The sequence below is a fragment of the Streptomyces sp. NPDC101227 genome (assembly GCF_044767545.1).
GTDB lineage: Bacteria > Actinomycetota > Actinomycetes > Streptomycetales > Streptomycetaceae > Streptomyces.
The window spans coordinates 317,754-337,774 of sequence record NZ_JBIWOD010000008.1 but is presented as its reverse complement, the minus strand read 5'-3'; the positions used below and the strand labels follow the sequence as shown (position 1 = coordinate 337,774).

Below are 20,021 nucleotides of genomic sequence, written 5' to 3'. Positions count from 1 at the left end.
TGCGCGGTCGCGGTGCTTTGTGTCGTGCGCTGCGCCTGTGGTCAGTAGTGGAAGCTGTCAGAGCGTTTCAGGGTGAGGATCACGGTGCCGTCGGCGCTGATCTCGTCCGAGACGATCCGATGCCACACGTCGACGTCGCCGACCCAGGGGACGTGGACTTGGACGCGGATGTCGTCGCCGAGCTGCCAGGCGCCGAGCTGGGCGTTGGGGTGGTCGACGATCTGGATGGCCGGGATCTGCAGGGCCTGCGTGCGACCGGCGAGTTCCTGCTCGCCGCGGGTGCGCAGTGACTTGTCCGCGGAGAGCGTCTTGTCGGTGACGGTCGCGACGCGGCGCAGCCGTCCGTCGTACCGGTGGACTTGCGCCCGCTTCATCTTGCGGCCCTCACCTTTGCCGAGGATGACGACTTCGTTCGCGTAGTCGTCTCCCATGCCCTCCGGTTTGGCGATGGCGGCGATGTTTTCACCATCGGCGAATCGCAGGTCGGTGCGCTTGCGGCCGAGACGCGGGGTGCCGAGCCGGATGCGGTGCTCGATGGTGTGGCCGTTTCCGACCCAGGCGTGTGTCTCGATCCAGTCGAACGGCGTGGTGCTGGTCAGCGTGTCGAGGGTCTGCCCGCAGTCGGGGTTGTCCCACCACGCCAGCTCCCACGGATCGCTGCCGTCCTTCGCGCCGAGCAGTTCGCCGAGCTTGTGTGGGTCGATCTCCAGGCCGATGTTGCCGTACGGCCGGCTCTGGACGTGAGCCCAGATTTTCCGGAAGGCGTCGTAGACATCGATTCGGGGGCCGCCGTAGGGCTTGGGCGGCGGGGGGACGCGCTGCTTGCCCTTCTGGCCGTCCACCCATCCGTCGTGATTTTTGTCTTTGCCGGCATACGGATCTTTTGGCGTTATGAGGGCGCCGGAGATCATGTAGTCCTCGAACGGTATGCCCTGCGGATAGCAGGAGAAGCCCTCGCATTGGACGGTGGCCTTGGGGCCGTCGTAAGCGGTCTTCGTGACGACGCCGCCCCACCGGATCACGCCGTCGATTTCCAAGTAGAGCTTGGTGTCCCACTCTTGCAGGATCGGTTTCCTGTCTGGGCCGAGCATGCGTGCGTACTCGGGTTCTATCGTGCCGACCATCGCGCCGGGGCCACTCAGGTCGCGCTTGGGGTTCGAGCTGAGCGCGAACGGTACCTCCCAGTCCAGGATTTCCTCGGGCAGTGCGCGTTGGGCAATGAATCTCCACCCCGAGGGCATCAGAGTTCATCCTCGTCCGGGGCTTCCACGAACTCCACGTCGGCGACGATCGACGTGGAGCCGTCCACGCTGAGGTCGCCAGTCTCGGCCTTCGACATGTACGTCTGGAGGTAGAGGCGCTGGGTCGTGCCGCGCAGCGCGCTGGAGATGGCCATGTTGTCGGCGATGACCACGGTCTGGCGGCGGGTCTGGCTTCCGGTGTCGTCGTCGATCACCGTGTTCTGGCCCAGGGTCGTGCCGAACACGTTCTGCATTGAGGCGAAGACGTCAGCCTTGGTCATCCGCAGTCCCGCGATCGTGGTCACGATCTTGAGGCGCGTCGCCCACTCCGGCACGTCGATGTCCCAGCGGGCAGGCTCGCCAGGCCAGTTGTGCCACTTGTTGTCGGAGTAGGTGAGCGTCGACAGCGACGAGGGGAACGCCGTGTAGAGCCTGCGGTCGCGGCGGGGGCTGACCATCGTGCGCAGGTCCTTGATCATGGCCTGGGTGATGGTCGTGGTGTTTGCCGGGATGTCGATGCGGGCCAGGGTGATGGCGGAGTCTGAGCTGCGCACCTGCCGCACGCTCGTCGTGGTCTTCGGCACGCCGCTGACCACGCGGGTGTAGACGTACGGGCCGACCTTCGGCTCAGACGGGTTGGGCCAGGTCTCCCCGTACGAGTAGGGGTTCTCAATGCGGGCGACGATCAAGTCCGATCGGGCGGAGACGCCGGTGGCGGCGATCGGCACCTGGTCCGCGACTGGCAGGCGGGCGGCGTACGCCTGATAGGCGCTGCCCTGGGCCCGGTTGATGATGGCGCATGCGCCGGTGCGGACCTGCACGGCGGACGCGGGGGTGCTGAGCGCCTTCACCTGGAGGTCCGCGGAGCCGACCACGCCCTCGGCGCCGCCGAACGCCGCGTACGCCAAGAGCCTCGCGACCTCGCTCGAATGCTCTGCGCCGCCCTCCGTGAACCACGGGACACTGTCCCACGCCATGCTGCTCCTCCGCTGGTTGCTGGGTCGAACCGGCGGGGAGTGTTGAGCGGGCGCGGTGCTTGCGTCGCGTGCTGCCGGGCCACGGCCTGCACACCCAGCAAGAATGATCTTGGCGGGTGTCAGAGGTGGGCGTAGGCGTCGCGCCAGGCCACCGTCATGTGCGCGGTCCCAGTGGGGTCCGTGCCCCGCAGCACGAAGTCCTGCCGGCCGACGGGCAGCCGCATGTCCTTGAGGCGCGGCGTGCCGCGGTACAGCAGCCCGGCCACCGAGGCGTTGCCGTTGCGCAACACGGTGCGGGCCCAGGGGCGGGGGTCAATCACGACGCGTTCCCCGACGCCCAGTGCGAGGTCGAGGGACGCCTTCCAGTGGCCGACGACTTCGCACGCGGGTTGGGTGATCGGGCCCCAGATCGTAATGACAGGCCACGTTGGCTTCGTGCCGCCCACGGTGACTTCCCCGGGGACCTTGCCGCTGCTCTCGCCGGTCATGGTCAGCGGGGTTGTCAGCGGGCCGACGAGCCCACGGTGCGGCGGAGGCTGGATGTCGACGCGGACGCTCTGCTCGACGTCGTCGTACGCGGTGTCGTCCTGGCACGCGAAGGTCGCTACCACGGGGGTGTAGCCCTGCCGGGTGAGCTTCGATGCAGTGGGCGCCCACTTCCTCGGCCTGCCGTAGAAGCGGCGGGCCCGGCCGCCCTGTACGGTCGACAGCACCGCCGGGGTGGCGAACCGCAGGCGCAGCGCCTCGGCGTCCCACGCTTGCCCCATTGCCGACAGCCGGTCGAGGTTTGCACCGTGGCGGCCCTGCTGGGTGATCGCGGCGTCGACGGCGTCGACGCCGACCTCGAAGGTGATGGTGGCGGGGGCCTTGAAGTCCTGCCCGAACCGGATGCCGTCCGCGCGCGGCAACGGGACGTCGCCTGTGTCGGTGTCGCCGTACGCGATCTCGTGCGGATCAAGCAGGTAGTAGCCGGACCGGATGCTGCCGAACGTGAACGAGGCGCCGGGATGCACGCCGTTGGCGCTGTACGACAGATTCCACTCGCCCTCAGCCAGCGACATGGGCACCTCCCCGGCGTATGCGCCGCAACTCGAACATCGCGTCGTTCAGGGCCTCTCCGGGGCTCATGGGCTTGGCGGCCATTGTGAGGTTGAGGTCACCGCCGACGAGGGCCGAGCTGACGGCTTGCGGGACGGAGGCTCGGGGGGCGGCCGCGCGGGTTCCGCGGTGGATAGCCACTGCACCGTTGGCGTACTGCGTCAGCGCTCGTCCGGGGTAGACGACGGTGCCGCCGAAGAATTTGGCGACGGTGTCGAGAATTTCTTCCGAGCGCTTCCGCTTAGATGGGGCCAGTGGGATGTACGCCTCGCCGGGGTAGGTCTCGGGTTCCGCCCACAGGCGCATCTCGCCCGCCTTCGCGATCTGGGCGATATGGCGTTCGGCGCCGTTAGCGAATGCCTTAACGCGGCCGGCCGCGCTGCGGATGCCGCCGTTGGCGTATCGGACGATGCCGCCCTCCGCGTGTTCGGAGACGTACGGCTTGCCCTTGGTCGAATACTCAACCGTGACATGGACGGTCTTGCCCGTGAGAGAGTTGATCTTCCCCTGGATCGCCCGCACCTGCGATATCGCCGATCCGGTAGGGGCCGTAATCTCGACCTTCTTGCCCTTGAGTTCCTTGACCTTGAACCCCAGGTCCTTGATCATCTGCTGCGCCGTCGTAGTCGGCGCCTCCATCTTCAGCTTCTTACCGGGCGGCAGGCCCGCGACCTTGTCGCGGATCGCCTGGAGGTCTCCAGTCGCCTTCTTGATGATCGCGTTGACCGTGACGTTCTTCCGGTTCGGCGCATTCGCGATGTCTCGAGCCAGGGCGGCGATGCTCACGCGTGCCCCGCCGGTCGGCGCGGTGATCTTCACGTTCTTGCCGCCGGGCAGCGCCTGCACCTTGAAGCCCAACGCTTCGAGCTGCTTGCGCGCCTCGCCCGTGGGCGCCTTGACGGTGAGCGACTTTCCGCTGCCGAGGCTATCCAACTTGCCCCGCAATTCGAGCACTTCGGCGGTTGCCTGCGGGATTCCCTTGGTCGTCATCAGCGTGGTGACGGTCTCCGGGATGAAGCCCATCTGGTCGGCGAGCGCCTTCGCCTGAGCCTTGGGGATGCCCATGTCCATCGCGAGTTGGATCGCCTTCGCGCGGGCCCTTTCCATCGCGCTCTGCCCCTTGTCCATCGCCTCGGACATGGGCATCAGGCCCTGCTCTGCCGCCTCTTGGGCACGCGTGGCGACGCCGAGCATCGAGTCGCGCAGCTCCGTGAGCTGGCTGTTCAGGGTCTGACCGTTGCGGCTGGAGGTGGCCACCAGACCGTCGCTGTCGACGAGGGCCTTGCCCCAGCCTTCGGCCCGGTCGATGTTGCCCTTCATCGTGTCGTCGATCTGCAGCATCACGGAGTTGAGCTGCGCGGTCGCATCGTGGAACGACTGGGTGTTGCCGTTGAGGGCGTCCAGGGCACGTCGCAGGTTGTCGACTCGTTCGTCCGCGGCCTTGGTCTTGTCGCTGAAGCCCTGCACCGCGGACTGAAGGCGGTCGTACGCGGACGTGCCCGTGCTGGCCGCGCCGTTGGCCGCATCGTTGAATTCCTTCGCCCTGGAGGCCGACTCTTCGAGCTCGCCCTTCATCCCCTTCAGGGCGTCGGCTGCCGCCTTGTACTTCTCGCCCTGCGGGGACATCTTGAGGACGTCGACCTTGGGACCCATCGACACGTACCCCTCGGTCTCCTTCGCGAGGCCCCTCAGCTTCTTCTCCAGCCCATCGACGGATCCGCCCTGATTGAGATAGGCATCCGTCACCTGCTTGAGGCTGACATCGGCGTCGCGAAGAACGTCGACCAGCTTGCCTTTGCCGGCAGAGAGCTTGACGTCCTGGAGGTACTGCGCCGCCTGCGCCCTGACGTTCGCGTCGATCTGCCCGTTCGAGTCCCGGAGGGCCTGCGCCAGGGAGCTAATGCGCTCCTCGTGCGCGGCTGCGGCGCGGGCTGCGGCTTCCTGCTTCGCTGCGAGCAACCCGAGCCCGATCGTGACGCCAGCGATGGCGATGCCGAGGGGGCCGCCCAGCGCGGAGACCATCCCGCCCAGAGCGCGCGACGCGACCCGGTTCGCGGCGCCGATGCCGCGCAGCGTGCCGGACAGGCGGCCGCCCTCGGTGGAAGCGTTGCGGTAGGCGCCGCCGATCCGCTGCCACAACGTGGCCTGCGGGCCGATCGTCCCGGGCGAGAGCGTGCCCCGCATGGCGTTACCCAGCGATGTCGCGGAGCGGCCGGCGGTGGCCACGGCCGTACCGAAGCCACGCAGCGCCGTTGAGACTGCGGTGACGACCTTCAGGGCGAGCATCGTCCCGAGCAGCACGGCCAGGACGGTGTTCGCCCCCGGGATCACGCCCATCAGTGAGTTGAAGACGTGCAGTAGGCCGTTGAAAGCGGCCAAGAGGACACCGAGCCCGCTGCCGGCAGCCGACAGGTTCCCGATCGCGGTAGCCAGGTTGGAGACGAGACTGATCAGCGCCGGACCGATCGAGTGGCCGATCGAGTCGAAAAACGTCCCAAGGGCCGGCATCAACTGCGTGCGAATCTGCCGGATCAGGTCGGTGACGCCGTTGTCCTTCGCAGCCCGGCCCAAGCCGCGGAAGAAGTCGCCGACCAGGCGATCCAATTCGTGGAAAGTCGGAGCAGCGTCGGAGAAGAACTGCTTCATCGACGCCTGGCCTTTGGCCGAGTTCGCCCACCGCTTGAAGCGGGTCATGGTGCCCTCGAACCCGTCGAGCAGGGCGTCGCCGCTGTCCTGGGCGGCCTTCCCGACGCCGCCTAGACCCTTGACGAGGTCCCAGGTGGATCGGCCGAGCTGCGCCGCCTTATCGCCGGCATGATCAAGGAACTTGGCCAGGGAACCGGTCTCTCGTCCGGCCTGGACGGAGGCCCGCGTCCACTGCGTGAAGCGTTCAACCCCGCTGCTGACCCGCTCGACAAAAGGGCCAGACGCCACCAAGAAGTCGAGGCTCGCGTGCCCGAGGTTCGCGAGCCCATCTGTCATGTGCCCGATGGCCGTGCTGTTGGTGGCCGCGATCTTCTTGAAGTCCCGGCGGAACGGGCCGGACTGCATGAACTGCGCGCCACGCTTGGCCAGGTTGCCCATCTGGCCAGCGGTGTCGCCGAGCGAGTCCTTCAGGAGAGGAAGCACCGCGGACGACAGCGGTTTGATCTCGTCCGCGACCTGCGAGAAGAAACGTTCCTGCACGGACTGGCGCATCTTGCGCCATGCGCCGCTCAGGGACGCGACCGTCGTCACGCTCTTGCGGGCGGAGCCGGACAGCCCGTTGAGGGACTGCGCCAGGGCCTGTTGCTGGGCCTTGGTCTGCTTGGCCCCGGAGGCGGCCTGCTGCTGGGCCTTGAGGGTCTGCTTCAGGGCCTCGCCGAACCCGCCGAAGGCAACCTTCCCGACGATCGCCGCGGTGCCGGCCGCGACGATCAGCCCGGGTATCGCACCGAGGACGCCGACGGCTGGCGCAGCTGCGGAGACGAGCGCGGTCAGCCCGGCGCCGTACTGGGTGAGCACGGCGACGGCAGGCTGGGCGAGGGAGAGAAGCGAGCCGATACCGAGCATCCGCAGCGACCCGCGGCGGCGCGGGAGCCGCATCTGCACCGGCACGTTGACCGGGGTGCGGTCAGCTTCGCCCTGCGCGCCGCGGATCAGGTCGCGGACGCCGGAGAGCAGGCCCCCGCTGCGGCTGTGGCTGTCGGAGTCGCCGTCAGGCTGGACGGGCACGCGGACGTCTGTATTGGCAATGAGCCGCGCGATGTTGTCCAGCTCCGTGCGGAGGCGCTGGTCGTCGACCTTGATCTTGACCTTGGCGCTGACGCCCTTCGATGCCTCTTTGACCGCGGTCTCGAGCTTCTTGCGCAGGCCCTTGGAGTCGACCTTGAGTTTGACCTTCACGGCCAGGCCCTCGGCTGCCGTCCCGACCTTCGTGCGCAGGTCGCGTGCGAACCCGGCGAGGTCGGCGACGACCGGCACGTCAAGGCGGCCGGCCTGCAGGCCCTCAGCCACTGCGGACCATTCCTCTCTGCATCGCGGCCGCGAGCATCTGGCGGTGTCCCGTGAGCTTGGGGGCGGGCTGCGGCTGCGCGCCGGGCCGCTGGGGAGCGGCGTCGGCAGGGTTGAACGGGCGAGGGATGGACGTTGGCTCGTCACGTCGCCGGTCGGCGGCCAGGATGCTGACCTCTTCGATCAGCTGCGCCAGGAGTTCCGTCTCCTTGGTCCACCCGTTGAGCTGGGCGGACTGGACGCGGGAGTCCTCGGGGAGGCCGTCGATCAGGACGATCAGACGCCTCAGTCCGAGGAAGCCGGGTTCTCCTGGCTGTCGCCAGACTCCTCGGGCGTCGAGTCCGTGGAATCGGCTGAGGTCGGACTCGAGGTCTCCCCATCGCTCTCGGAGGAGGCGCCCAGTCCGAAGGACTTTCCCAGGTCAACGCCGTACACCTTGATCAGGCCAGTGGTGAGGCGGACGTACGCGGGCAGGGAGGGGCGCAGGGTCTTGAACCGCTCGTACTCCTCGTCGCCGAGCAGGATGCGGTGTACCTCGTAGATCGCCTCGACGAACTGGCGTGGCAGATGCGGCCGCTTGAAGATCAGGTCGATGACGACGGAGGCGGTCGGGTTCTCACTCGCATTGATGACATCGCGGAGCAGGCCGACCAGGTCCAGGTCGTCGGAGAGCAGCGGGTCCAGGGTCTCGGCGGGCAGCTCGGCCGGGTAGATGAACTGCTCCTCGCGGTACTTGATCGGGATGCCGTGGGGGTACTGGACCTCTCGGCGTTCGGCGGCGTCGAGGTCGATGACGAAGGACATGGCGGGCGGGCCTCTCGTGTGTGCGGGCTGAGTCGCGGGGATGCGGCAGCGCGCGGACACTGGCAAGCCGGTGGGGCTTGTGTCGCGCGCTGCCGCGGCGAGAGGTCAGCCGCCCGCTGGCGGCGCGGGCGGAGCAAAGCTCGGGTCGTTGGTGATCACGTACCAGGCGTCGGAGTCGTCGCCGCCTTGCACGGCCAGACGCAGGGGAAGTACGGCCTCCTTGGTCTTGGCGAGTTCGGTGTTGACGCCCTCCATCTGCATGGTGCGCGGGACCATGTAGCGGTAGTTCTTGCCGCCGTCGATCACCTCAATGCAGGCGGCGATCTCCGAGCGCGAGCCGATCCTCGGCGGCGTGAACTTGTAGTGCTTCTTGGTGTCTTGGGCGGTGACTTCGACGATTTCGCCGCCGCCGTACACGGCCCGGAAGTTCTGGCCGGACCACTGCTGGAGGTCGACCTCGATGGTCGACGCATCCTGAGTCTGGAAGGTCCGGGTCGGATATGAGGACTGTGCGCTGCGGACCTGCTCGAAGTTGGGTTCGTTGTTGAACTTCAAGCTGTCCTCGGTGGTGAGGCCGACGGCGCGCCAGCCCGCGGGCATCACGACGGTGGCGTCGGCCGGCGCGGCGGTGCCGACTTCGGCGAGCCACACGCGGGTGAGCGAGGGGATGACGATCTCGTTGTTATTGGCGGTCTCGCCTGCCATGACGGGCTTCTCCCTGGGGTCCGGTGATCGGGCCCGGGAACCTTGGGGAGAGCAGGGGGCTAATGTCGCGCCCTGACCGGACGTCCACGGCCGGGCCCCTCACCTACGGGTGCAGGGTGACCAGCAGGCCCAGGAGCCAGCGCGGCTGCCCGTCGACGAGCGGGGACCACACGAGCGTGCCGGAAGGCCGGACGCCACTGATGACGGGCTGACCGGGAGCGTGTGGGGCGCCGACCAGCTCGGTGGCCGCGGCCGCGCAGACGAGGATGATCCGCCGTAGCTCGGCTTGCCCCGGCCAGCCACCGGGGTCGCCGTACACCTCCAAGGTCACCTCGGGCTCCATCGCCCACGTCAGGGTGCGCATGTCCCCGCCAGGGCCGTGGGTAACGCGCAGGTGCGGCCACGGCGCCTCGGCGATCCCAGACACACGGCCGGGGCCAAGGGCGTCGGCCACGCGCGGGTGCTTCTGGAGCCAGGCGAGGACCGCCGAGACCGGATCGGTGTCGGCGAGGCCATACGGCGCAGCCATCAGGTGCGGGCGACGTAGCCCTGCCGGCGCAGGCGGCGGGCGTAGTCGGACGGCACTCGGACCTTCGAACCTGGCAGGTGGTCGGTGCCCTCGATGTTGAGGTGATGAGACAGCGTGATCGTCTCCATTGGGGCACTGACGTCGACGGAGGCGACGCGGGCAGTCTTGATCTCGCTGGCCGGGGCCTCCGGCTCCGTGGTCTTGGAGAGGTTTTTCGTAGTCATGCCGGGCACTGTGAGAGGTGAGCGAGGCTTACGTCGAGTGCTGGCATGCGGCTGCTAGATACCCCACCTGACCTGCAACGTTCTTATAGGACGTCCCGAAATTCCGACCGGGCGCCAGTGCAGTTAGGCGGGCCCCGTCGCTGATCACATGCGGTCCAGCGTCCGCCGCCGCACCCTGGCGGTATGGACATCCAGCGCCCGCCGGTCGTGGTGCATCCCCTCTCTGAGGGGACACGCCGAGTGACGGTGCATGATGAGCCGGTCGGCCGGGCCCGCGATCTGGCCGACGTCTACGAGTTTCTACGGCGAGCTGGCCTGGAAGATCCCGACCTCCAAGATTCTGCGCTGATCGAATGGCGAGGCGGCGACAGTGGGGTGTGGGCGCCGTGACAGTGGTCTGGTCCGGCACGGTGAGCATCAGCATGATCTCCCTGCCCATCCGACTCTCACCCGCTACGCGGGAAGCGCGCGGCGGCCAGGTGCACGAGCTGCACGCATCAGACGGTGGCCGCGTACGGCACAGGCGTTTCTGCTCCGTCGAGGGGCGGGAGATCCCGTACGAAGAAGTCGCCCGGGGCGTGGACACGCCGACTGGGACGGTGGTGTTGACCGATGAGGATCTGGCACGCCTGCCGCTCCCAGCGCGCCGCGTGCTGTCGGTCTTGGCCTTCGTCCCGGTGGAAGCCGTAGACCCGGTCGCCTTCCGCAGCGCGTACCACGTGGAGCCGGGGCCCGGCGGTGACCGGGTATACGCCCTGCTGGCCGCAGCAATGGCCCGCACCCGCCGTATGGCCGTGGGGAAGTTGGCGCTGCGCGACCGTGAGAGGCCAGCGATCCTGCGGTCATCGGGCGGCCGTCTCGTGCTGCACACCTGCTATTGGCCCCACGAATTGCGAGCCCCTGAGCACCAGGCGCCGTCCTCCGCCTTCGCTGACCGGGAGCTGGCCATCGCCGAGCTGCTCGTGGATGCCCTGTCCAGCGATACCCCGCCCGAGCTCGACGACGAGTATTCGACTGCTCTGGATGAGCTGGTGGAGGCCAAGGCAGCCGGCGGTGAACTGGCGCCGCCCGCGGAGCCCCCGCTCGCAGCGCCCGTCGACCTCATGGCCATGTTGGAGGCAGCGGTGCGCGAAGCGCGTGAGGATCGTGGTGACCGAGGCGGAAGTCAGGGGCCAGCTGGTGTGTGAGCTGCATCGGGCCTTCTACGGGCGTCAGCGACGAGCGGCGACGATCGCCGCGGCGCGGGCCATGAAGTGAGCTCCGTCGGCGATCAGGTTGCCGGGGTAGACGGTGCCCACTTCGGCCTCGACAACCATCGGACCGCGCGCGGTGACGGTCACGGTGACCTTCTTGCCTGTGATGATCGGCTGCCCGGTGCTGATGTTCCGGGCGATGCCATCCGGGTCGATCGCCGTGGTGCACCGGCAGTGCTTCAAATTCGCAACTGCACGGGATGACTGATCGCGGGGTTGGAGCATGTACGTGTTCGGGCCGACGCCCCGGTGTTTGCGGTCCCAGTCCATGCTGTTGATCGTGAAGCGCAGGTTGTCAGGCACGACCTGGCCCTGCGCCTGGGCGTGGGTGGGACGCACTTTGTCGTCGGCCATCGTGACCCACCGCTTCGTGGGTGGGGCGAGGCGCTTGGCCTCGACCTCGACCTGGTGGGCGATGCGCTGGACGTGTGGGGCGATCATCCGCGCCAGCATCGCCTCGAGTGCAGGGTTCGGGGTGAACTTGGTCATCTCACGGCACCTCGGGCGGATTGCGGGTGGCGGTGGACTGCACATAGTCGATGGCCGGGCAGCCGGGCACGCGGTGGAGGCGTGCGGTCGTGACGGTCCACGTCATGCCGTGCTCGTCACCGATGACGTCGCCGGGCTCCACTGGCCAGGCGGCCGGGTCCAGGCGCAAGGACCAGGTGGCGTCTGGCTGTTCCAGCGCGGCGCCGGGCCAGGTGCCGTGTGCCTCGGGCCGCTGGTTCGGGTCGGGCGGGACGGGGACGCCGTTCGCGTCTCGGGCCCATGGGTGGTCGAGCGCGTAGAGCGTCAGTCGCCTGTTCGGGAGGACGACGGCCACCGCACTCAGCCTTTCTTCGTGTACGACTGGGATAGATCGCCCATGGGCCGTTCCTTCCTTCCGGTCAGCGCCAGCGTCGGGTGCGGCTTGACGAGTACGGCCACGGGGCGCGTGGCGGACGCGATAGGGGCTGGAACACGAGGCGACGCAGCCTTTTGAGGCTGTCGATCGTGGGGAGCGAGCCCGCCTGCCCGGCCACGGGCGCCGAGTCGTAGGAGATGGATTGTCCCTCCGCGCTCACCGAGGAGACCCGACGGGCCGGCCCCACGCTCTGGTCGGGGCGCTGCCGGACGGACTCAGCGGCGTGCGCGACGATGTACCGCACAACCGTTTCCTCCTGGGCGCCGTTCAGGCCGACGAGCAGATCCACGTCGTATGTGCCGTCCGGGTTGGCCCGGTAGGAGACCACCTCGGCGATGTCGTCGAGGTGGACCGGCCAGGCTTCGATGTCGTCGAGTGCATCCGTCCAGCAGGGCGTGACGCCGCGCAGCGTCGTCGCGGTCGGCACCAAGGTCCTGTTCAGGTACGCGGCGACGTCAGCCTGGGCGTTGCGGATCTCCTCCTCGTAGGCGCCGCGCTGAGCGGAGGTGAGAGGCAGCGGGACGCCGAGGGCGTCGGCGACCGCTTCGGGCGACCCGACCAGGCCCTGGCCCGTGGGAAGGTCGAGGCGCACCGACGCGTCCGTTACGGGCTGGGCAGCCGAGTTGGGGGTAAAGGTGACCGCACCCCAGTACCGGCCAGGCGGGACGGCGGGCAGGTCGAACCGGTACACCCCCGCTCGGAGGCGAACGGCAGGTGCGGCCGAGGCGACCACCGACCCATCGCGTTCGGGCGTGGCGTACAGATCGAGGCGCGTCACCTTGCCGCCGGCCGGGGCCGGGTCGCAGTGCGCCCCAGCCCACATGGGCTTGTGGTCATAGACCGACACCCTTCGTCTCCCTTACCGGTTGCCGCTGGTGCGCGCGGCCTGCGCATCGAGGCGTTCGCGGATGCGGGCGGCGATGTTCTCGGAGACCACAGCGCCCTTGGGCTGGAGGAGCCGGGTAACGGGATTGCGGTGCGGCCCGAGAAAGGTGCGCTCGACCAGGCGGACGGTGCACTGGAGCGTGGAACCGAACGGGGTGAGCGGCACGAACACGGCGTCGACATCTGCGGGCGGCTGGCCGGTGGCGTCGTCGAGGATGACGTCGGAAAGGTTCTCCTCGTCGGGGATGACCTCGGTGGGCGTGACGTACGGACTCGAGGTCGGGGGCTCCGGGGCTTCGTCGACGTGCGGCGGCTCCAGCGGTGCGGCGTCCGGCACGGCGGGGGCGGAGTCGGCCTCGGAGGCGGTTGCCTCAGCTGGTGTCTCCTCGGCCGCCGACTTCGCGGTGGTCTTGCGGGTGCGGGGGGTGCTTGCCATGGGTGGCTCCTCAAAGGGATGTCGGTCCGATCGCGCGCACCCTGCACAAGGCGTTCGGTTTGTGTCGCGCGGTGCGGGGCGCGACGCAGGGCCTGCACGTGCAGTGGGGCCCTGTCGTCTCTGTCAGCCGCCGGCCGGAGCCTCGTAAGTGAAACCGTTGGACTTGGAGACGGCACCGCTGTCGTCGGCGAGTTCGACGGTGACGGCACCGGCCTCGCCCGGAGGCGTCTTCACCGTCAGCTCACCGGCCGAGCGGATGTGGAGATCGGTGCCGGCGGTCCCGCCGAAGCTGACCGCGGAGATCCCGTCCAGGTTGCTGCCCTTGATTGTGACCGTGGCGCCACCTGCTGCCGGACCCTTGATGGGGTTGATGCTGGCGATGACCGCTGCATTGAACATGCGGTCGACAGCGGATCGAAGGACTATCGTCCCCGCCGGGTAGAGCATGAAGCGCTTTGATCCCTCCGGCCGCCCGTCCCCGCGCCCATACGGTTCGGAGACGTAGACGTCCTCGGTGACCCGCACGGGCGGATCGTCGAGCGCGGCGGCAGGGAACGTCGCCTTGGTGATGCGGGAGCCGTCCTGGCGATACAGGCCCATGATGTCCTTCCTCCGGTGTAGTGGTCGGAGAAGGGTGCGCGCTGAGGTCGGCTTGGGTCGCGTGCTGCGAGCGGCAGAGGGCGATTACAGCAGCCGCAGATGATCCCAGCCGTTGGGACCAACGCTGAAGACGAGCAGTCCGGTGGAGGAGACTTCGCCAGAGCGGGCGGTGTACCAGTCGCTCCCGTTGTCGAGGGTGGGGGCCTGGATGTGAAGTCGCCCGTTCCCGAGCTGCTGAGCGCGGAAGTGGTGGTAGTGGCCAGTGATGAGGATGGCGGCGTCCGCGACGGCCTGACGGCCGAAGGACTGCGCTCTCCACCAGTCCCCGGCCTTCTCCGGACGCGGGTACTGGTGGCCGTGTGCGAGTCCTACCGTGGACCCGGCGACGTCCAGGCTCACAGTCTCCCGCCACTTCTCCGGCAGCACGAAGCTGACGTGTCCGAATGCGTCGGTGTTCCGGGAGTAGGCGTCGGCGACCTGGCTCATCACCTCGATGCCCCAGTCATCCGTGGGCGGACCGACGGCTTCGCGGCCGCGGCGGACCCGACCGTGATTGGAGCCGCACGTCGCTGCGACGACACGGCCGAACCGCCCGGCGAGACGGTCCAGTCCCTCGAAGGTGATCCGGCGGTGCACACGGATCATCTCGGTCAGGCACAGGTCGTTGGTGTACGCCTGCTGTGCAGTGTTCTCGTAATTCTCGACGCAGTCTCCGGCGTCCATCCAGTACGCGGCCGTGGGCCCTTGACCGATGGCCTTCAAGTCCCGTATGTGGTCGTCGAGTCGGTCGAAACGCTCCGCCACGCGCCCGATCAGTTCCGGGGTCCCACCGCCCCCGCCCACCTTTCCGGCCTGCGCGTCGGCGTACACCACGACCAGAGCACGTTCCGCGGAGTCGACGGCAGGGCGGGGCTTGCGGCGCCGGCGCATCGCATCGCGGACCAGGGCGTCAACGTCGCCCGCGGAAAGCCAGGCGGGGGCGGCGGGCTCGATGACGTACCGGCAGCGCCAGACAGGCCGGGTGACTGCGTCCTCACCTTGGCCATCGCGATGCCACGCGGCCGGATCGTGACGAGCCTCGGCGAGGCGCACCCTCCAGCCCTCGGGGATAGCGAGCCCGAGTTCTTCGACGCGGGCGCGCCAGTCAGCTTCGCTGTTCGGCGGCTGTTCGGCAGCGGGGGTGGTGACGACCATTGTGCCGCCTGGTTCGTAGCGGACTCCGGACTCCCAGCCCCGGGGCGCCGGGGCGGGTGGTCGCAGGACCTCGCTGGGCTGCGACTGGGCGGCGGGGGTGGGCTGGAGCAGGGCTTCCAGGTCGTTGGTCAGGGTCATCGCGCGCACCGGCATCCGTTGGCGGCGCCGCGGCGACGATGGCGAGCGATCGTGTACGAGGTGACCGCCTGACCATGCTGGTTGAGGACTTCGGCGATGGCGGTGGAGGAGACCGTGGGGGTGTCGAGGATGCGGCTCAGTGTCGCCGCGGTGTCCTCGTCGACTGACGTCAAGGCAGAGCCGACGCTGCACGGCGGTCCTTTGCGCGCGGCTGGCGCTTCGGTCAGCGCATCCAAATCCGCTGCAAGTCCCACCAGTTGCTTGTCCGTCACCGGGTTCCTCCGTGTCAGGTTGTGCAGAAAAGGGCGGGGGAGGCGCCTCCCAGGGCGGTGGGCGGCGCCTCCCCGTCAGTGGGATCAGCCGGTGGGCTGGGTCCAGGTGCCGATCACGAAGCTCTCCGGGCGCGGGACTTCGAGGGCTACCCGCTCGTCTGCCCGGAAGGTGATGAGGCCCCGCTCGAAGTTGTCCGCGTTCTCCGAGGACACGGTGACGGAGACGGATTCCCTGTCGTGCAGCTGCGCACCAAGGCCGAACGCGCCGACGAGGAAGTTGTCATCCGCCATCGCCGTCGTCTCGACGACATCCAGCCGCCAGACGCGCTTGGTGGCGCCGACCGCGATCTGCAAGGCGACGCGGAATGCTCCGGTCTTGTCCTCCTCGACCTCGACGTGCTCCCACATGGTTGGGCTGAGGACGATGCCGGTCGGGTCGTACTCGGCGAGCAGGGCCTTGGTGATCGAGCGCCGGATCTGGACGCTGTACTGGTCGGTGTTCAACCCCTGGTACTGCTGAACGCCGGGGGTGTTGAAGATGCCGGTGAGGGACTGGCCGTCGCCGACGCTGTGCAAAAGGTCCCAATCCTCCTGATATTTGACGCCCTCGATCATCCTGGAGTTGATGAAAGTCTTGAGCCGGGGCTCGTCGCTCAGGATGTTCTTGTGCGCGTCGAGTAGGTGCGCGATCTCGCTGACCGGGTACATCACCGGGACCAGCGAGAGCTTCGAGCGGGGGGCCCGGCCCCAGGTGTCGGTGTCGGCTCCGGTCGCCGGGCTGGTGCCGTCGGCGGCGTAACGTTCCTTCACCTGCTTGGCGTTGTTCGTCCAGCCTGTCTCGCGTGCACCGTAAAGCACGGCCTGCTTGGTGCTGCTCTTGGGGAAGAGGTCGCGGATGTGGAACTTGCGGTACTCGCGCTCGGCAATTCCCAGGTTCTGCGCGGAGCCGAGGGTCTGGTGTGTGACGGTGCCCGCGGAGAGGCTGAAGATGCTCTTGCCTTCCATCTCCGCGCGGACGTACGGACGGTCGCGGAAGCCGGCCTGAGCAGCGTTCTTGTAAGCGTCGCTCTCGACGAAGAGGTCACCGAGGCTCTTGCCCTCCATGGCGCCCTGCGGCTTCTGCCCGTAGTGCTTGCCCGCGGCGGGCACCGAGTCGGGCTCGGCGAGGTACTGCTTGACCTCGTTCATGCCCGTGGCGTTGGTAATGAGCTGCTTGAGCTCCATCGCTTCGGCGGACACCTTCTTGAAGGCGTTGGCCTGCTCGGTACTGACGACGAAGCCGCCGTTGTCCTCCACCTTGAAGGTCTGCGAGATCCGCTCGGCTTCGGCGGACTTCTCGGCGAGCTGGGCCTTGAGGCTGTTGATCAGGCTCTTGTTCTCAGCCATTGCGGGGTGCTCTCTCCCTGATGCTGGGTGCGGTTGACGTGCTGCGTCGCTCGCCCGGCCAGCACCGGGACGACCCGACAACGCGGGGCATTTGAGAGAGCGGGGGTGGTTAACGTCGCGTGCTGCCGTTCCTCATGCATCGGAGGACGGCAGCACGAGGGCTCTGACCTGCTGTTTTGTTGTGACCGGTGGCGGTGTGGCCGCGGGGTGGCCTTCGAGTCGCCGACGTGGTGCTGAGGCTGAGTCGCGCCCGTTACCCCTGGATCGCCGCGAGTTGGGCCTTCACCTCGGCAGGGTCGAGCCGGACCGTGTCCTCGTCGTCTTGGCCGCCCAGTCCCTCGACGTCGGCGGCGCCGTCGGCGCCGGGCGCGGAGTCGTGGGGTTCGTCGTAAGGGTCGTCGTCCCACAGGTCGATGCCGCTGCCGGCCATCGGGGGAGGCGCGGCCGCGGGCTGTTCCTGGTTGTCCTCGTAGGCTGGGCCGATGTCGAGCCCTTTGGAGGAGAGGGCGGCGAGGAGTTCGCCGACGGTGGCGCGCACGGGCTCAAGCTGGTCGGCGTCGTCGGCGGCCTGAATGCGGGCGGCGGCGTCGGCGAGGGCGCGCATGGTCGGTTGAACGACTCGACTGTCCGTGGTCTCGCTGCTGTCGGCGGCGCGCGCAGATCCCTGGTCGGGGATGATCACGGTGGTCAGCTCGACGGGCTGCGGGGTGCCGAGGGATATCTCGGGGCCAGTGCCGTCGTAGGGCACGGCGTAGTTGACGGGGTCGGTGCCGTCTTGGTAGACGGAGACGATGACGCGGTCGGGGTAGGTGGCCTCGATGCACGTCCAGGTTCCGTCCTCGGGGGCGAGCAGGCTGCGGACAGCAGTGCCGACACGGTCTCGGATCTCCTCGTATGAGGCGGGCAGGGGCTGGATCGGTGACACGGTGGCTCCTGGAGTGATGCGGGACTTGGCTTCGAGGACGGCGGCGCGAGCGCTCTTGATCTCGGCGGCGTGGGCGGCGGGGTAGAGGCCGGTGGCCTCGCGGTGGCGCAGGTTGCAGTAGCCCTTGGCCTTCTCTGGGCTCATGTGGCGCCCGGCGATCGTCACGCAGCGGTCGAAGTCTCCGGCGGTGCCCCAGGCGATCTGGGCGGCTCCTTTGCCGCGCACGTACCAGTGGCGCAGCTGCTCAGCGTCGCCGCGGTTCTTGTCGAGGCTGCCTGCTGCCTTGGCTTCGAGCACCGCGGCGCGGGCGGTCTTCGCCTCGACGCTGGCCCGCATTCCAAGATCGTTTTGGGTCAATTGTGCAAGCCCGGTCTGCGGGGCCGGCTCGTCGTCGGTGGCCGGGCCGGTGAGCCGGATTGGGCTGGCGTCCGGGCCGCGCACGACGTGCACAGTGTCGAAGGTGACGGGGATGGGCGGGACTACGGGGGTGTCCGGGGGGAGGTCGTAGCCGAGGGTTATGTGCGGGGTGAACCCGTGGTCGGTGCGCAGCGCGCCGGCCAGGGGCGACAGGGCGAGTGCGCTGACGACTCGTTCGCGGAGTTCGCTCAGGCCGGGCACGTCGACGGGGACAAATACCGGTTCGCCGTCCCCGGCGTCGGGGAAGCGGCCGATGCCTCCGAGCTTCCCGTGGAGCGGGGCAGCGGCGTCGAGCGCCGCGGTGACGATGCTGGTGAGGTCGTCGGGGTGGCCAGGGAGTTGGTCGGCGTCGCCGAGGTAGACCAGGGTGATGTGCAGGTCGCGTGGGGCGGTGCCGTCGCGGTGGGCAATCTTGGCGGCGATGTCGGCGGGTACGTAGAGCGCGACCATCGCGCCGCGTCCCACCTGCTGTTCGGCGGCCTTGACGTCGATGTGGCCGCTGGACGCTGTGGTCTTGTGCTCCAGCTCGACCGAGCCGGGGTCGGCCTTGACTTCCAGCGACCTCGTCATGGGGTGTGCGCCGTGGAGGACCGGGGAGACCTCGTACAGGTCGAGCTTATGGATCACGCGGACGCCGTCGGAGCGCTTTGTCGCGGCGGCCGGCGGAACGCGGTAGCCGATGGAGAACTGGGCTTCGCCGTGCTCGTGCCACTGCCGCACTTGCTCGTACACGTCGCGGCCCTTCGACGTGCGCAGGTTGAACTGGATGGTCGCGACCAACGCCCCCGCATCGCGTGGCCAGTTTGGGATGTCGGCGAACCGGGAGTCTCCCGGCTGCCACTCGGCGATCTCCAGGACGACCCCGACGGGTTCCTTCCACTCGTGGTGCCAGACGGTTTTCACGGGTCTGGTCGCCAGGGTGTGGGCGAAGGCGCCGGGGACGATGAGGTCCGCGACTTCATCGACGAGGCCGGTGACGGCGAAGATCGCCCTGCAGATGCCCTTGCGGGGCACAGGGGCTCGGAGTGTGGGGGCGGTCGGCACGGCGAGGAACCTCCGGCGGCGGGTGGACATTTAGCCGCCGGGGACCGTGCCGTGCTCGTCCGTCTACTGTCCTGCGCTGACCTCTGCCTCGGGGGTCTTCGCTTCCGCGGCCGTCCGCGCCGCGAGCCACCCCTGGGCCCAGTAGCGCGCGCCGAACTGCTGCTCCTGGTTGGCGCTGTACTGGTCGTAGGGGCAGGCATCGGAGGGGTCTCCTGCGGCGAACGCGGACTTGCCCTCGTTGAGCAACGCCAGATACGTCTTGCGGTTCAGCTCCACCGGTACGCCTCCTAACTCTTCGGCGGGAACAGCGGGTCTTGCCCACCGTGGTCGGTGGACTCGGCCTCACCGCTCTCGCCGTTGGCCTGGCTATGGGTCCGGGTCATCTGCGCGTCGTCGACGTCGATGGCCCACACGTCCGGGTCGGTGTAGCGCCAGACCTGGCCAGTGGCGTCACGAACCCACCCGGTCAGTGTGCCGTCCGGAGCCTGGTCGAGCCACGCTTCTTCGCCGTCGGCCCCCTGGTACGCGGCGAACGCACCGGATGGTTCTGTCTCGTCGCTCTCGTCGTACATGTCGCCGGACCACGGCCGGGAGTCGTCCTCCGGTCCGGGCGGCGGGTCGGCAGCGGCCTCGCGCATGTCGCCGTCGGCGGGAGCCTTCGCGTACGGGGGCTCCGCCTCGGTCATCCCCTCGTCGGCCGCAGCCTCCGGGGCGTCTTCGGCGGGGCTGGACGCGGGGTCCTCGTTCGGGGTGCCCTCGTCCGGGGGCGCATCGGCGTCGGCGCCGTCCGCCGCGAGGACGTCCTGTTCCTGGTCTTCGTCGTCGTCCCCGAACGGCTTGCCGCCGCCCTTGGGGAGCGCCTTGATGGCGAATCCGTATCTGGTCACCGGCGGAGGATGAATGGCCCGTACGCCTTGTGTCCCTTCTGCCAGCGCCGCAGGCTCCGGAACCTAGTGGTAGACCTTGGCGTCGTTGTGAGGTGAGATCCCGAACCGT

21 protein-coding genes are annotated in these 20,021 nt (G+C 68.6%); 2 read left to right on the top strand and 19 right to left on the bottom strand.

Going from position 1 to position 20,021, the window contains the following annotated elements:
• Positions 1-41 precede the first annotated feature (41 nt).
• From ACIRPT_RS21490 to ACIRPT_RS21455, 8 genes are all read right to left on the bottom strand, one after another.
• A complete protein-coding gene (locus tag ACIRPT_RS21490) occupies positions 42-1,241 on the bottom strand; it encodes a hypothetical protein (RefSeq protein ID WP_403829306.1) in 1,200 nt (399 codons plus the stop codon).
• Entirely contained in the window at positions 1,241-2,218 is a 978-nt protein-coding gene (locus ACIRPT_RS21485) for a hypothetical protein (RefSeq protein ID WP_403829304.1), read from the bottom strand. Before ACIRPT_RS21485 ends, ACIRPT_RS21490 begins: the two co-directional genes overlap by 1 nt.
• 119 nt (positions 2,219-2,337) lie before the next feature.
• Positions 2,338-3,279, bottom strand: a complete 942-nt coding sequence (locus tag ACIRPT_RS21480) for a hypothetical protein (RefSeq protein ID WP_403829302.1) — start codon at positions 3,277-3,279, stop codon at positions 2,338-2,340.
• Positions 3,266-7,312: a hypothetical protein gene (locus ACIRPT_RS21475; protein WP_403829300.1), complete on the bottom strand. Its 4,047-nt coding sequence runs from the start codon at positions 7,310-7,312 to the stop codon at positions 3,266-3,268. Before ACIRPT_RS21475 ends, ACIRPT_RS21480 begins: the two co-directional genes overlap by 14 nt.
• Before the next feature lie 282 nt (positions 7,313-7,594).
• Positions 7,595-8,113: a hypothetical protein gene (locus tag ACIRPT_RS21470; RefSeq protein ID WP_403829298.1), complete on the bottom strand. Its 519-nt coding sequence runs from the start codon at positions 8,111-8,113 to the stop codon at positions 7,595-7,597.
• Between the two features lie 105 nt (positions 8,114-8,218).
• Positions 8,219-8,818 (bottom strand): hypothetical protein, encoded by a 600-nt coding sequence (locus ACIRPT_RS21465; RefSeq protein WP_403829296.1) that lies wholly within the window; start codon positions 8,816-8,818, stop codon positions 8,219-8,221.
• A gap of 103 nt (positions 8,819-8,921) precedes the next feature.
• Positions 8,922-9,347: a hypothetical protein gene (locus ACIRPT_RS21460; RefSeq protein WP_403829294.1), complete on the bottom strand. Its 426-nt coding sequence runs from the start codon at positions 9,345-9,347 to the stop codon at positions 8,922-8,924.
• Positions 9,347-9,571 carry a hypothetical protein gene (locus ACIRPT_RS21455; RefSeq protein WP_403829292.1) on the bottom strand — a complete coding sequence of 75 codons (225 nt, stop codon included), beginning with the start codon at positions 9,569-9,571 and terminating at the stop codon, positions 9,347-9,349. The genes ACIRPT_RS21460 and ACIRPT_RS21455 overlap by 1 nt, the downstream gene beginning before the upstream one ends.
• A 183-nt stretch (positions 9,572-9,754) precedes the next feature.
• On the opposite strand from ACIRPT_RS21455, the gene ACIRPT_RS21450 reads away from it, so the two are divergent.
• Entirely contained in the window at positions 9,755-9,961 is a 207-nt protein-coding gene (locus tag ACIRPT_RS21450; protein ID WP_403829289.1) for a hypothetical protein, read from the top strand.
• Positions 9,958-10,758, top strand: a complete 801-nt coding sequence (locus ACIRPT_RS21445; RefSeq protein ID WP_403829286.1) for a Ku protein — start codon at positions 9,958-9,960, stop codon at positions 10,756-10,758. The genes ACIRPT_RS21450 and ACIRPT_RS21445 overlap by 4 nt, the downstream gene beginning before the upstream one ends.
• A gap of 24 nt (positions 10,759-10,782) precedes the next feature.
• Here ACIRPT_RS21445 and ACIRPT_RS21440 read toward each other — a convergent pair whose 3' ends face one another.
• The 11 genes from ACIRPT_RS21440 to ACIRPT_RS21390 form a co-directional block, all read right to left on the bottom strand.
• Complete coding sequence (locus tag ACIRPT_RS21440; RefSeq protein WP_403829283.1) at positions 10,783-11,313, bottom strand: hypothetical protein; 531 nt, start codon at positions 11,311-11,313, stop codon at positions 10,783-10,785.
• Between the two features lies 1 nt (position 11,314).
• Complete coding sequence (locus tag ACIRPT_RS21435; RefSeq protein WP_403829280.1) at positions 11,315-11,647, bottom strand: hypothetical protein; 333 nt, start codon at positions 11,645-11,647, stop codon at positions 11,315-11,317.
• Between the two features lie 64 nt (positions 11,648-11,711).
• Positions 11,712-12,575 carry a hypothetical protein gene (locus ACIRPT_RS21430; RefSeq protein WP_403829278.1) on the bottom strand — a complete coding sequence of 288 codons (864 nt, stop codon included), beginning with the start codon at positions 12,573-12,575 and terminating at the stop codon, positions 11,712-11,714.
• Positions 12,576-12,587: 12 nt separating this feature from the next.
• Positions 12,588-13,049, bottom strand: a complete 462-nt coding sequence (locus tag ACIRPT_RS21425) for a hypothetical protein (RefSeq protein WP_403829276.1) — start codon at positions 13,047-13,049, stop codon at positions 12,588-12,590.
• 123 nt (positions 13,050-13,172) lie between these two features.
• Entirely contained in the window at positions 13,173-13,649 is a 477-nt protein-coding gene (locus ACIRPT_RS21420; protein ID WP_403829274.1) for an IPT/TIG domain-containing protein, read from the bottom strand.
• Between the two features lie 84 nt (positions 13,650-13,733).
• On the bottom strand, positions 13,734-14,981 hold the full coding sequence (locus ACIRPT_RS21415; RefSeq protein ID WP_403829271.1) for a FimV family protein: 1,248 nt from the start codon (positions 14,979-14,981) through the stop codon (positions 13,734-13,736).
• Positions 14,978-15,253, bottom strand: a complete 276-nt coding sequence (locus ACIRPT_RS21410; protein WP_403829269.1) for a hypothetical protein — start codon at positions 15,251-15,253, stop codon at positions 14,978-14,980. The genes ACIRPT_RS21415 and ACIRPT_RS21410 overlap by 4 nt, the downstream gene beginning before the upstream one ends.
• An 84-nt stretch (positions 15,254-15,337) precedes the next feature.
• Positions 15,338-16,639: a phage major capsid protein gene (locus ACIRPT_RS21405; RefSeq protein ID WP_403829267.1), complete on the bottom strand. Its 1,302-nt coding sequence runs from the start codon at positions 16,637-16,639 to the stop codon at positions 15,338-15,340.
• 253 nt (positions 16,640-16,892) lie between these two features.
• Positions 16,893-18,995 carry a 2'-5' RNA ligase family protein gene (locus ACIRPT_RS21400; RefSeq protein ID WP_403829265.1) on the bottom strand — a complete coding sequence of 701 codons (2,103 nt, stop codon included), beginning with the start codon at positions 18,993-18,995 and terminating at the stop codon, positions 16,893-16,895.
• Positions 18,996-19,088: 93 nt separating this feature from the next.
• Positions 19,089-19,301: a hypothetical protein gene (locus ACIRPT_RS21395; RefSeq protein WP_403829262.1), complete on the bottom strand. Its 213-nt coding sequence runs from the start codon at positions 19,299-19,301 to the stop codon at positions 19,089-19,091.
• Between the two features lie 11 nt (positions 19,302-19,312).
• Positions 19,313-19,912 (bottom strand): hypothetical protein, encoded by a 600-nt coding sequence (locus ACIRPT_RS21390; RefSeq protein WP_403829260.1) that lies wholly within the window; start codon positions 19,910-19,912, stop codon positions 19,313-19,315.
• Positions 19,913-20,021: the final 109 nt, after the last annotated feature.

What these genes read in the sequence shown, in the direction of transcription:
- ACIRPT_RS21490 (WP_403829306.1), bottom strand. Translation starts at nt 1,241, where the DNA reads ATGCCCTCGGGGTGGAGATTCATTGCCCAACGCGCACTGCCCGAGGAA.
- ACIRPT_RS21485 (WP_403829304.1), bottom strand. Translation starts at nt 2,218, where the DNA reads ATGGCGTGGGACAGTGTCCCGTGGTTCACGGAGGGCGGCGCAGAGCAT.
- ACIRPT_RS21480 (WP_403829302.1), bottom strand. Translation starts at nt 3,279, where the DNA reads ATGTCGCTGGCTGAGGGCGAGTGGAATCTGTCGTACAGCGCCAACGGC.
- ACIRPT_RS21470 (WP_403829298.1), bottom strand. Translation starts at nt 8,113, where the DNA reads ATGTCCTTCGTCATCGACCTCGACGCCGCCGAACGCCGAGAGGTCCAG.
- ACIRPT_RS21465 (WP_403829296.1), bottom strand. Translation starts at nt 8,818, where the DNA reads ATGGCAGGCGAGACCGCCAATAACAACGAGATCGTCATCCCCTCGCTC.
- ACIRPT_RS21460 (WP_403829294.1), bottom strand. Translation starts at nt 9,347, where the DNA reads ATGGCTGCGCCGTATGGCCTCGCCGACACCGATCCGGTCTCGGCGGTC.
- ACIRPT_RS21455 (WP_403829292.1), bottom strand. Translation starts at nt 9,571, where the DNA reads ATGACTACGAAAAACCTCTCCAAGACCACGGAGCCGGAGGCCCCGGCC.
- ACIRPT_RS21450 (WP_403829289.1), top strand. Translation starts at nt 9,755, where the DNA reads ATGGACATCCAGCGCCCGCCGGTCGTGGTGCATCCCCTCTCTGAGGGG.
- ACIRPT_RS21440 (WP_403829283.1), bottom strand. Translation starts at nt 11,313, where the DNA reads ATGACCAAGTTCACCCCGAACCCTGCACTCGAGGCGATGCTGGCGCGG.
- ACIRPT_RS21425 (WP_403829276.1), bottom strand. Translation starts at nt 13,049, where the DNA reads ATGGCAAGCACCCCCCGCACCCGCAAGACCACCGCGAAGTCGGCGGCC.
- ACIRPT_RS21420 (WP_403829274.1), bottom strand. Translation starts at nt 13,649, where the DNA reads ATGGGCCTGTATCGCCAGGACGGCTCCCGCATCACCAAGGCGACGTTC.
- ACIRPT_RS21415 (WP_403829271.1), bottom strand. Translation starts at nt 14,981, where the DNA reads ATGACCCTGACCAACGACCTGGAAGCCCTGCTCCAGCCCACCCCCGCC.
- ACIRPT_RS21405 (WP_403829267.1), bottom strand. Translation starts at nt 16,639, where the DNA reads ATGGCTGAGAACAAGAGCCTGATCAACAGCCTCAAGGCCCAGCTCGCC.